The following is a 1,660-nucleotide window of genomic DNA, read 5'->3' as shown; positions in this document are numbered from 1 at the left end:
GCCGACCTGCCCGTCGCGGCATGAAGCTATGGACCGCCGCCAGTGGGAAGAACTCTGCTACCGCGTCGACGCGCACCCGGAAAGACCACCCGCCACCTCAACGCCGCCCGCCGCTACATCTTCACCCTGCTCGCCGGCGCGAACCTCGCCAACGCCAAACACCGGCTTGCGGTCGGCCAAATCGCCACGCCCAAGAAAGCGACACGATCTTGAGAAGGATCGGGCGACATCGGGCCGACAAACCGCACGCACGCCCTGGCCAGACCACCGCCAGACGACAAGCCGCGCGAGAACCTACAACCCCCGTGAGGGTTCTCAACCTCGATCTGCACCGCGACCAGCGGGCCCCACGGGAAGAACACTCCACCAGCCAGCCGCCCGGCTCCGGGAACGCGCCAGCGAACTGCTCACCGCCGAGTTCTTCGAACACGACTACTCCAGGCCGGCAAGAATCTGCGAACCATTGAGGCCGAAACCGGCATCCACCGCAAACTCCTCGCCCAGCACGCCCACGACCTCGGCATCCCGCTGGCCAACACGCGCCGCAGCCAACCCGTCGACCCGAACTGGCTGCGAGAACAGCTCCACACACGGCAACGCAGCTGCACAGACATCGCTGACGAACTCAGCGTCAGCGCCGAGACCGTGCGCCGCCTCGCCATCCTTCACGGCCTCGACCGGCGGCCAGCCAGCCAAGCCGGCCACACCCGGCAGCACCCCGACCTACCCGCCGACATCCGGCGCGCCGTCGAAGGCAAACGCCACGGCTGGCTACGCCTTCGCCGCTTTCAACAACTCGTCGCCTTCACCAGCATCAACAACGCCGCCACACACCTCGGCATCCACATCAGCGCCCTGCTCCTGCAACTCCAGCGACTCGAGGCCGACATCGGGGAACCACTGCTGCACCCGGGACGCCCCAACCGACCGATGAGCCCCACCTCCCGCGGCCAAGCCCTGCTCTCCGCTCTCAGCACCGACGAGGTCCGCGAACTACTCGACCGCTATGCCCCCCCGGCCGGATGGAAACCAGACGACCCCAGGCGGAAGCACCAACTCGACGGCGACCAGTAGCGCATCCATCAACACCGCTCGGCGGAGCGTGTACTCCACGATCGCCCTGGGCAAGGTCTTCGGCAAGAACAACCTTGCTGACCAGCGAAGATCGCGTCAAACGTTTCACGCACAGTGAAATTCAAGACGGTCATTACGCCTAATTCGCCGCTCTACCGTGCGCGGCTCAACTCTTAGGGGGCAGCGAGCATCAGCAGGTTGTGATAGAAATCTACCTAAGCGTGATCGGCTCCGATGTAAATCGGTTACCGAGCCTTGCTTCACGCGCATACGGGGAAGGAGGGTTTCAGCAAGCTCGTCTTCGCACGCACTGCCCCACGCCTCTAAAGATGGAGGCGCGGTCAGCGTTGCCATCATCCGGCCACGTTGCCGCATACCACGGAATACCCGCCTCTGATGGTAATGGGTCGCAGTGCAAAGTCAAACGCCAGCAACCACGCTTCGCGAAAGGACAGCGCCTTGCGCATCCGCAAGCCCAGGTTCACGACGCCCGGGCGAGTTCAGTCGGTGGAAGCATTTGCCTCGACGAGTTCGGTGAATATCTCGGAGGGCTTCTTCCAGTCGTGGATCTTACGGGGTCGGTCGT

General features: G+C 64.2%; 2 protein-coding genes. One reads left to right on the top strand and one right to left on the bottom strand.

Annotation, left to right across the window (positions count from 1 at the left end; translation table 11 throughout):
- Window positions 1-432: 432 nt before the first annotated feature.
- Window positions 433-717 (bottom strand): hypothetical protein, encoded by a 285-nt coding sequence (locus tag AB0I41_RS35115; RefSeq protein WP_357115772.1) that lies wholly within the window; start codon window positions 715-717, stop codon window positions 433-435.
- On the opposite strand from AB0I41_RS35115, the gene AB0I41_RS35110 reads away from it, so the two are divergent.
- Window positions 646-1,074, top strand: a complete 429-nt coding sequence (locus AB0I41_RS35110) for a LysR family transcriptional regulator (protein ID WP_357115768.1) — start codon at window positions 646-648, stop codon at window positions 1,072-1,074. The two genes, AB0I41_RS35115 and AB0I41_RS35110, sit on opposite strands and share 72 nt — an antisense overlap.
- Window positions 1,075-1,660: the final 586 nt, after the last annotated feature.

The sequence above is a fragment of the Micromonospora sp. NPDC050200 genome (assembly GCF_040656135.1).
In the GTDB taxonomy this organism is placed as follows: domain Bacteria; phylum Actinomycetota; class Actinomycetes; order Mycobacteriales; family Micromonosporaceae; genus Micromonospora.
The sequence above is the reverse complement of the archived record's forward strand: the minus strand, read 5'-3'. Positions and strand labels throughout refer to the sequence as shown.